Origin of the sequence: Hydrocoleum sp. CS-953, from assembly GCF_002260545.1 — a bacterium.
Taxonomy (GTDB): Bacteria; Cyanobacteriota; Cyanobacteriia; order Cyanobacteriales; family Microcoleaceae; genus Trichodesmium.
The window spans coordinates 1-9,420 of the sequence record NZ_LGSU01001295.1 but is presented as its reverse complement, the minus strand read 5'-3'; the positions used below and the strand labels follow the sequence as shown (position 1 = coordinate 9,420).

Here is a 9,420-nt window from a genome sequence, read left to right as displayed (position 1 = left end):
ATTTAAAGGTAATTGAGCAACATAAGTTAGAAAAGCAGAAATTAAAACAAGCATTATCCCATAGTGTTCAGACAAATACTAGATTACAACAAGAGGGAGATGAACTAACTAACCAAGTAGACAACTTAACAATTCAATTGGAGGCAACAAAGAAATTAATAACTGATTTTGAATCTGTTTATGAAAGTATTGAGAAAAACAAAAACGTCATGTCAGGATTGGATCGTTTTAGAGCTATAATGAAAGCTGCTAACAGACTTTTAAATACTGATCTTAAAGATTTAATACCCATGAAATCAGCAGAACCCAATCCAATAATTTGGGAAGAAGAAAGTCCAATTAACATTAATCGTCAATTACTAGAGAATAAATAGAAAAAGAATATGGGTAAACTAACAGAATCACTTCAAGAAACTACTCAGCAGCTTAAAAGCATCAAAAAGGGTATTAATCAAATGCAATTACTCGGTGATGAACTAACCGAAAATTCTTTTATGATTGCTGAAACTGCTCTGAAAGTTGGTTATAATTATGCTCAAAGTGAGATAGNTTAATCGTCAATTACTAGAGAATAAATAGAAAAAGAATATGGGTAAACTAACAGAATCACTTCAAGAAACTACTCAGCAGCTTAAAAGCATCAAAAAGGGTATTAATCAAATGCAATTACTCGGTGATGAACTAACCGAAAATTCTTTTATGATTGCTGAAACTGCTCTGAAAGTTGGTTATAATTATGCTCAAAGTGAGATAGATTCAACAACTACTAATTTAGTTAAATCTCAAGCTCAACTTCCACCTTCTAATATTTTGGATCGGGAACTACTCAAAGAATCAAATAGTTGGACAGAAACATCTTTAAAGGCACGTTTCAAAAATTGTAATACTGCATATAAACATCTCAAAGATGTTCATAATATTAAACTGAGTAGTCGCAGTTGGAAACAAGTTGTTACAGCATTTAATGGTGGTACTAATAAGAAAACAGAAACAGGAATAGAACCTGAACAGCAAGACTTAAAACAACAGGTAAAATTTCTAGAGCAAAGAATTATAACTTTAGAAAATCAAGTTAAAGAACAAAGTCATCAACTTCAAGAACAAGGTCTGTTAATACAGAAATTAATAAGTCAGTTAAAGTGATTTTTTGATGAATTTAATCAAGCCAAAAACAAGAAATTAAGCGGGGATTATTTTCACCCCGCGCTTCATTTATTCAGACAAAACTATTAGTTAAGGATTTCAATTTTATTAATTCCCTAACACTTTTTTGTAGTGCTATAATATTTAACTCAACTGCGCCTCTGTAACCCAAGCAGCATGAAAACCATAAGGCACTCGCTGTGGAATAATCACTCGCGCTACAGTTTCCCCACTAATATCCTGAGCATTCACCACTACTAACTCAGACGTCTGAGTATTTTCATCATAAACATAAGTCACCAACCAACCATCATCTTCGCTACTAGCATTCAGTCGAGGAGCAAAGACTGCCTCTCCACCATAACGCCCTTTACCAAACTCAGAAGTTTCCGACTTCCCTGTATCCAAGTCATATTTAATCAAAGCATCAAATAGAGGAAAAGTTCCTGGTGCCATTCTTGCCGAATAACCATACCGCGTCTTTCGCCCTAATAATTCTTCATTGACACGGGGAAATTCAGAAGGTACATCATCTAGCTGTTCCTCTTTTACTTCTCCAGTTTTCAAGTTAAACCGCCAACGATGTAAATAAGGAATATCTCCATCAGGGAGGCGATCGCTCTCATCAGTCACAAATACATTAGTAGAGTTCATCCGACAAGCAACCAATACAACCTCATCTCCTTCCTCATAAGCATTGAGAGTATGCCAAACAAAACAAGCTGGAGTTTCAAACCAACGCACCTCTCCACTATCGCCATGACGTGGAATTATACCGAAGCGNATGTAAATAAGGAATATCTCCATCAGGGAGGCGATCGCTCTCATCAGTCACAAATACATTAGTAGAGTTCATCCGACAAGCAACCAATACAACCTCATCTCCTTCCTCATAAGCATTGAGAGTATGCCAAACAAAACAAGCTGGAGTTTCAAACCAACGCACCTCTCCACTATCGCCATGACGTGGAATTATACCGAAGCGACTAGGTGTTTTTGATTCAAACATTAGGGGGAACTGACTTGTTTCTATTCTTTCTGGGCGGAAAGTGATCGGTAAATCGAAAAATATACTATAGTTTTCCGTAATGGCAAAGTCGTGCATCATTACTCCCACAGGCAAATCTATAGGTATGGTGCGCAGCAGTTCTCCATTTGCCGAAACAACGCTATATTGTAAAAAAGGAGGTTGAGCTACTGAGTAACCGAAAAACATCATTTCTCCTGTGACGGCATCAACTTTAGGATGAGCAGTAAAAGGAGATTGGAGTTTGTTGTTAAAAGTCTGTTTGCCAATGGTATCCAATTCAGGCAGTTTAATATGGTACGGCGCACCAGCTTCCCAGAGAGCATAAAAATGATTGGCATGATATACGAGAGCAGTGTTAGCTCTACTAGCATCTGTAATGTAGGGATTATCTGGTTGGGGTGGCTCTAATAATCCTGCCAATAGTGGTTTATTTTCCTGGTTTTCTACCTGGAATTTGTTAGTGCGTACATAACGGTTACGATAGGATGCTTTACCGTCTTTTATTCTAACTCCGTGCAGCATTCCGTCCCCGTCAAACCAATGATATTGTCCAATTGGGTCAAATTGTGGGTTGGGGCCATTACGCACAAACATTCCTGAAAGATCGGGAGGTAGTTCCCCGATAACTTTGAGGTCGTCGGCGGTTGTTTCTTCTGTAACAGGGGCGAAATTATTGCTTAAGAAAGGATTTAAGGTAGGAGTTGTTGCAGTCATAAATTTTTGATAATGTTTAACTTATTTTATAACAATTGGAAAAAATTTGGTGATAAATTATTAAGCTGTGCCTATCTGTAATATTTTGGGAGAAAAAAAAGAAGTCTTTTTATNAACTTTGAGGTCGTCGGCGGTTGTTTCTTCTGTAACAGGGGCGAAATTATTGCTTAAGAAAGGATTTAAGGTAGGAGTTGTTGCAGTCATAAATTTTTGATAATGTTTAACTTATTTTATAACAATTGGAAAAAATTTGGTGATAAATTATTAAGCTGTGCCTATCTGTAATATTTTGGGAGAAAAAAAAGAAGTCTTTTTATTTCATAAAAAAATGCTGTGTAACTAAAATATAATTAATAGTTAGGGTTTAACAAGAATTTGTTTTTATGAGCAAACATTCCAAATCACAAATTATTGATCTAGAAGAAAACCTTTGACAAGCTATCTTAACATCTAATGTAGTTAAACTAGACATACTTATTGCACCAGAACTAATCTTTACTAACCATCTTGGGCAACTTATTACCAAGGTGCAAGACCTTGAGATGCACCATTGTGGAGTTCTCAAGCTAACAGAACTGATACCGTCAGAACAACATATTCAGCTCAATGAAGGCTTTTCGGTTGTTTCAGTTCAAATGCACCTTTTGGGTAAATATAATGATTCAATAATTGATGAACATATTCGTTACACCCGTGTATGGTCAATATCTTCCGCAGGTTCCTTACAAATTGTTGCTGGTCATGCAAGTGTTATTAAAAGTTGTATAATTTCTGATTAAATAGTTATAAATAATCAGGAGGGAAAAGTCAGCAGTAAGGAATTTCATAACTTTGTGCAACCTCACATAAAATCGGTATAAAAGGCTGTTTGCGTAGCATTCCGGCACGGAAATACTTACTACTTATTTTACTGGTGAAGTTGATAGCATTAAGTCGCAAAAATACTTTTTAAATTCTTAAAATTACCAACAACATTAATCTAACTATTCTACTAATGGAGGTTTCCAAATCATGAAAAGTTTAATAACCTTATTATCAATATTTTTGGTGATTTTAAATGCCGAATCTGCTTTAGCACAAAATGATCCAGACTATCAAATAGAAGTTGAGAATAATACTATTTGTAGTTTTATTAACGGCAACGATGTCAATGTTCGTCAAAGACCTGATACCAGTTCACCTACAATAACTCAACTTAATCGTGGAGACGGTGTAAGAGCTATTAGACGAACTGGGAATTGGGTTCACATAGTAGCTCTTGATTCTGGCCAATCTCCTACACCCTACACTCCTCTTGAAGGATATGTTTTTAATAAGTATATAAATGGCTGTTCGGAAGATCAATTCGATCGCTGGAGAAAATAGTATAGTTATATAGCGCTACGCGCTAGGGAATAGGGAATAGGGAATAGGGAATAGGGAATTTTCAAAGGGTTTTTCGTATAGGGAAAAGCTCCGCTAACAGGATTTAAAAATGTCAAGAGCCTTAATGCGTAGGGCTATACTCTAAAAAGAAGAAAAACCAGGGATTTTTATCCCTGGTTATTAAGGAGCAATTCTAGAACATCTAATCAAGTTGAGGTAGGGATTATTTTCCATTCACCAGAATTGTTAACCCACAGCTAAAGTTTATGTAGGATAATTTATATCTTAAATCGATAATTATACCCGTTCCCACACTTATGATAAAAATGTTCTGATTAATGTTAATTATGTTTAATCATACTGAAAAAATCTAGAGAATCAGGTGATAAATCGATGAGAATTATTTCCCAAAAAAGATGGAGGTATGAAAAATACCTCCGTTAATTATCACTATATTTACATCAAGCTAAGATTTGAGTCAGGGTTTTTCTGACTACTTATACACCACATTTATAGAGTTACAAAAATATCTAATAAATCATCCCAGAATTTCACAGATAACTCATAACCTTGGAGTATTTGTTGTGCAGACTCTTCACTTTCTCCTACTTCCCCATCTATAGCATTACGCATTCTTAAAGCATGAGAATGATCGATTTCTCCAGTATGAATATCCCAAAATTCTAGGTTTAATTGAGGTAATATATCTTCTAAATCTTTACGAGCTTGAACTTGTGCCCAAATTTCTTCTAAAATCGGACCACAAATACATTCAGTACCCATACCTGCCATACCAATAGCAACGTGAGCAGGATNTTGAACTTGTGCCCAAATTTCTTCTAAAATCGGACCACAAATACATTCAGTACCCATACCTGCCATACCAATAGCAACGTGAGCAGGATTGCTTTTTAAATCTGCATCATACTTGGCAATTAAAGCATCAACTTGTGGATTAATTTTATTGGTAAGCATCGTGCCACCAAACCCTTCATTTAATCCAAATAAGAATAGTTTCAGTAAATTATAGTGAGAATCTTCTGGATTTCCATCACCAGCTTCTTCAAAATGAATCTCATCAAGTAATACCTTTAATTTACCTGGTTTAACAACATTACAAACATAATTTAAACTTTGAACGTGAATTTTAGTTACATAAGAATATTGTTCTAAAACTTTAACTAATTCAGGAATAGAAATATTTCGTAATGACTGAAGTCTAGGATCTTNTCCATCACCAGCTTCTTCAAAATGAATCTCATCAAGTAATACCTTTAATTTACCTGGTTTAACAACATTACAAACATAATTTAAACTTTGAACGTGAATTTTAGTTACATAAGAATATTGTTCTAAAACTTTAACTAATTCAGGAATAGAAATATTTCGTAATGACTGAAGTCTAGGATCTTCTGCGGGGTTGCCAGAGAATTTAGATGTATCAATAGCTTGCCAAAAACTTTCTTTGATAGAGGGGAAAGTTGTGAAAACCATTTGTCTTGCTCCTTGTGTTTAAGTTGGTTTAGTTGATTTATTTATCTTGATAACTATAATGCCGAGGCTAACTGAAAATTCGGGTAATTTAGATTTAGATATTGATAAGAGTTAGCTGAGAAAATACTTAGTGACAATGGATGCAAGGATGATTTTTATGTCTGGAAAAAAGGAGGTTTTAACGTGATTAGTTGCTCCTGCTTCTAAAGTAGCTGTAGAAATGTATTTTAATTGACTATTTTATGTCTTTTTTGCCGTTGCTGAATTAAGGGAAAATATAAGGAANATAATGCCGAGGCTAACTGAAAATTCGGGTAATTTAGATTTAGATATTGATAAGAGTTAGCTGAGAAAATACTTAGTGACAATGGATGCAAGGATGATTTTTATGTCTGGAAAAAAGGAGGTTTTAACGTGATTAGTTGCTCCTGCTTCTAAAGTAGCTGTAGAAATGTATTTTAATTGACTATTTTATGTCTTTTTTGCCGTTGCTGAATTAAGGGAAAATATAAGGAACGGGCAAGATGCCCATTCTACAGATTATTTGTGCAATAAATCTCCTAACTATCAATATCTTGATGTGTCAGAAAAGGTACTTCAACTACTTCTCCTTCTACATTTCCTACTTCGACTTTTAAACCAACTCCTCCTGCTTTTGTTCTAATATAAACTAAACCAAAATAACCATCATTAGTTTCCGTACAACTTGTTAGTTTTCCTACTTTTTCATCCCCGACTTGTACAACAGTTCCTAATTCTGCTTTGCCATTTAAACGTACTCCCCAAAGTCTTTGTTTCACACCTTTATATGTGTTTAAACGGGCAATAGTTTCTTGACCAATATAACAACCTTTCTCAAAAGAAATAGTATTCCATAAACCTGCTTCCAGGGGGTTGTAGTCATCCGTAAGTTCGTAGTCTGGTGCGGGACGACCTTGTTGTATTCTTAGTTTTTGCCAAAGGTGATCGCCCATGGGAACTGCTCCTGTTTCTACCAACATTTGCCAAACTTCAGCAGCATTATTCATAGGTACTATTAAAGTATATCCCTCTGTTGCTAACCCACTACCGACAGCAACTCTAATTTCTACATTTCCCAAACTTATTAACTGATGACTACCGTGGGGTGCATCTGGGGGTGTTGTACCTGTTAATTTTGCTATCAAGTTTTTGCCTTCTATTCCAATGAGACTAAATATGGCGTATTCACTGCTAATATTTTTTACTTCTACCTTATCCATAGGGAAGAGATAGCGGTCAAACCATTCTACTAACTGTTGACAACGGATGGCAGATACTAACAACAAAACATTATTTTCTGTAATGTAAGCTGTTGCTAAGTCGATGGTACGAGCAGTTGGTGTAACGAAAACTGTCTCACAACTTTCACCTGGTTTGAGAATATTAAAGTTATTAGTGCTTTGGTTATGGAGAAACCTTAGACGGTCATCGTCTGAAATTTCTATTAGTCCCCAATGTGAGCGATCGCATAGAGCTACTCCCTGTTTTGTTGCTTCTATTGCTTGAGTATCGTTGCCAAAACTAACTGGAATGGTGTCTTGAAAAGTTGCACCATTAGATGTTTGAATATTTTGTAATTTATCGTTCATAGTTTTAGTTTAATCTGTTTTTTTGTTGGTACAAATATTTGTTTTTTTCTCAAATAATTTCTCTAGAAATAAAAGAAGTTTAGGAAAGTAAACAGTAATTTTGTAGGTATTTTTCCCGCTAATTGGTATGAATTAACAGATAACTACTAACTGATAACTATAGCAATCAGGAATGATTTTGAGATATTTAAAAGCCATTAATAACTATCAAAATCCTTTTATATTCTGACTCCTGACTCCTGACTCCTAACTACCACTAAAATATTACAACTGAAATATGATTGCTATACTAACTGATAACTGATAACTGCTAACTGATAACTGAATCAGGTAAATCTGCCATCATATTTTCTACTACTTTTAGAGCCTTTTCATCAAGAATATCCCAATTAACATTTCCTTCTTCATTAAGTAAGTTAATGTCAATATCAACTTCTACTGTTTCATCAGCAGAATGAGTAGAAATATAGTTGGTAAAACAAACTTCATAGCAAAGATCCCAAACATTAATACTAATTTTTTGCTCTTGACATTCTAAATCTAATCTATAACCTGGAATCGGGGTTTGTACCTCTTCATAAGTACCTTGCCAAACAGAATTTTCTAGTTTTTTTCTAATATGATCTAGGACTCTAATAAAAGCAGGCTGCATTAGTAACTCTGCTTGTTTCCAGGCAGTAATATTATTGATTTTTGGCTTCATTATATTTTTGATTCGGAAAGATTTTTATCTTGATTTAGGGATAATTATTTCCATTTGATGATAAATTAAAGTCAACATTTTCATTGAAATATATCTGGTTTTATTTGTCAACTCTTCATCGAATAATTACTATGAAATTTTGTTCTGGTACTTTAGATAGGCGTTTGAAAGCTCCAGGTTAAGCAAAACTTGTGAGGTGCATAATTTACGGCTAAAATTTCAGCGATGAAAGGTATTTAGGAATCCATCTTCAATAATTGATAATTGATAATTGATAATTACCTCTCCCTAAAAGGAAGAGGATTAAATAAAAGGAAATTTTTTCTCTCTTGGTCGATTGGATATGGCGTTAACGGAGTGGCTCTGAAAGAGCGGGAGACCCGCTCTTGCAGAGCCGCGTTTCATGTCGCGCAGCGAAACGCTTTATATGTCGCGTAGCGTTAACGAAGTTGTGCGCCAGCTAAACGCCATCCCATCCTAAGGTCATGCTCCGCAAACGACCGCTTGTTTCTCCACGGCGAGTGATAGGCTTTATACCTTTATTTTTCGGTAACGCATTAATTGTGTCAGTCCACTACAACTAAACGGTGCATTACGGCGCAACGTAATATTTGATAGTTCAATCGTAGTTTGTAGTAAGCGCCTAATGCACCCTACTAGACTGACACAGCTAAAACTGTGCAATAGATTTTAACTTGAAAATTCTTACTTTTGAATGCATGACTTTTGACTTTTGAATTCAATCTAATGCACCCTACTGGACTAATAATAACTGAAAAGACTTTTGGCTTTTGATTTTTTACTTCCGTCCAGAGGATGAGGATATTTAACCAGACACTCAATATGTTATTCTTAAGTATTAATTAATTTTGAACAACTAAAGTTAGAGAAATAATGGGTAAACAGCGCGTACTCTCTGGAGTTCAACCAACTGGAAACCTTCATATTGGTAACTATTTAGGCGCAATTCGTAATTGGGTAGAAGGANAAAAAGAATACGACAATTTTTTCTGTGTAGTAGATTTACACGCCATTACAGTACCTCATAATCCGGCTACACTAGCTACAGATACCTATACTATTGCTGCTTTATATTTGGCCTGCGGAATAGACCTGAATTATTCTACTATATTTGTGCAATCTCACATTCCTGCTCATAGTGAATTGACATGGTTTCTTAACTGTATTACTCCCTTGAATTGGTTGACAGATATGATTCAATTTAAGGAAAAAGCAATTAAACAGGGAGAAAATGTAGGTGCAGGTTTATTAGATTATCCAGTTTTGATGGCTGCGGATATCCTACTTTATAATGCAGATAAAGTTCCTGTGGGAGAAGACCAAAAACAACATTTAGAACT

Annotated in this window: 10 protein-coding genes and 3 pseudogenes; 6 read left to right on the top strand and 7 right to left on the bottom strand. The window is 35.1% G+C overall.

Annotated features, from left to right (window positions below; all coding sequences use genetic code 11):
• A partial coding sequence (locus AFK68_RS37245) for a hypothetical protein (RefSeq protein ID WP_168186616.1) occupies positions 1 to 374 on the top strand: 374 nt, incomplete at its 5' end.
• Between the two features lie 214 nt (positions 375 to 588).
• Positions 589 to 1,143, top strand: a complete 555-nt coding sequence (locus tag AFK68_RS23280) for a DUF5320 domain-containing protein (protein ID WP_094675493.1) — start codon at positions 589 to 591, stop codon at positions 1,141 to 1,143.
• 144 nt (positions 1,144 to 1,287) lie between these two features.
• On the opposite strand, the gene AFK68_RS46195 is transcribed toward AFK68_RS23280, so the two are convergent.
• Positions 1,288 to 1,914 carry a carotenoid oxygenase family protein gene (locus AFK68_RS46195; RefSeq protein WP_371357515.1) on the bottom strand — a complete coding sequence of 209 codons (627 nt, stop codon included), beginning with the start codon at positions 1,912 to 1,914 and terminating at the stop codon, positions 1,288 to 1,290.
• 13 nt (positions 1,915 to 1,927) lie between these two features.
• The coding region (locus AFK68_RS23270) for a carotenoid oxygenase family protein (protein WP_246844365.1) at positions 1,928 to 2,887 on the bottom strand (960 nt) is incomplete at its 3' end.
• Positions 2,888 to 3,327: 440 nt separating this feature from the next.
• Here AFK68_RS23270 and AFK68_RS39600 point away from each other — a divergent pair.
• Together AFK68_RS39600 and AFK68_RS23260 are read left to right on the top strand one after the other, a co-directional pair.
• Positions 3,328 to 3,666 carry a nuclear transport factor 2 family protein gene (locus tag AFK68_RS39600; RefSeq protein ID WP_371357514.1) on the top strand — a complete coding sequence of 113 codons (339 nt, stop codon included), beginning with the start codon at positions 3,328 to 3,330 and terminating at the stop codon, positions 3,664 to 3,666.
• A gap of 232 nt (positions 3,667 to 3,898) precedes the next feature.
• On the top strand, positions 3,899 to 4,252 hold the full coding sequence (locus AFK68_RS23260) for an SH3 domain-containing protein (protein WP_094675487.1): 354 nt from the start codon (positions 3,899 to 3,901) through the stop codon (positions 4,250 to 4,252).
• Between the two features lie 510 nt (positions 4,253 to 4,762).
• Here the strand turns inward: AFK68_RS23260 and AFK68_RS46190 are convergent.
• The 5 genes and pseudogenes from AFK68_RS46190 to AFK68_RS23245 form a co-directional block, all read right to left on the bottom strand.
• Positions 4,763 to 5,067: pseudogene (locus tag AFK68_RS46190) on the bottom strand (hypothetical protein); the annotation flags it as partial.
• Between the two features lies 1 nt (position 5,068).
• Positions 5,069 to 5,446, bottom strand: a 378-nt coding sequence (locus tag AFK68_RS46185; protein ID WP_371357513.1) for a hypothetical protein, incomplete at its 3' end; no start/stop codon positions are given.
• Positions 5,447 to 5,482: 36 nt separating this feature from the next.
• Positions 5,483 to 5,746, bottom strand: a 264-nt coding sequence (locus tag AFK68_RS39595) for a hypothetical protein (protein WP_210407577.1), incomplete at its 3' end; no start/stop codon positions are given.
• 560 nt (positions 5,747 to 6,306) lie between these two features.
• On the bottom strand, positions 6,307 to 7,356 hold the full coding sequence (locus tag AFK68_RS23250; protein ID WP_094675483.1) for a folate-binding protein YgfZ: 1,050 nt from the start codon (positions 7,354 to 7,356) through the stop codon (positions 6,307 to 6,309).
• Between the two features lie 310 nt (positions 7,357 to 7,666).
• Positions 7,667 to 8,059, bottom strand: coding sequence for a hypothetical protein (locus AFK68_RS23245; protein ID WP_094675481.1), 393 nt, complete (start codon positions 8,057 to 8,059; stop codon positions 7,667 to 7,669).
• 894 nt (positions 8,060 to 8,953) lie between these two features.
• Between AFK68_RS23245 and AFK68_RS42365 the strand changes: the two are divergent.
• A pseudogene (locus tag AFK68_RS42365) lies at positions 8,954 to 9,046 on the top strand (hypothetical protein); the annotation flags it as partial.
• A 1-nt stretch (position 9,047) separates the two neighbouring features.
• A pseudogene (locus AFK68_RS23240) lies at positions 9,048 to 9,420 on the top strand (tryptophan--tRNA ligase); the annotation flags it as partial.